1 protein-coding gene is annotated in these 266 nt (G+C 36.8%); it reads right to left on the bottom strand.

The features are described 5' to 3' along the window. A partial coding sequence (locus AC0IXA_RS27590; RefSeq protein ID WP_306655183.1) for a CAT RNA binding domain-containing protein occupies positions 1-124 on the bottom strand: 124 nt, incomplete at its 3' end. Between the last annotated feature and the right edge of the window lie 142 nt (positions 125-266).

Raw genomic sequence — 266 nt, 5'->3', positions numbered from 1 at the left:
CATCAAGAGTATCACCTTTTTTCTTCTTAAAGCCTATTCCTGTACCAAAAACAACTACTTCATTTTGCGTGTCTGTTAGAGCTAATACGATATTGTTGTTTAAAACTTTAACGACGGTGAACATCTTCATCCCACCTTACCTAAAACTGCTAAAAAAAGCATAAAAAAACACCAAAATCTCAGCAAACAACGTACAAATGTACAACATGTTTACCTGACTTGGTGGTGCCTGATGATATCAGTAACACTCCTGCATCGGTTACGAC

It is taken from the genome of Pseudomonas sp. AC083 (genome assembly GCF_979253165.1).
Note: the sequence above shows the minus strand (reverse complement) of the source record. Positions and strands in the feature narration are given on the sequence as shown.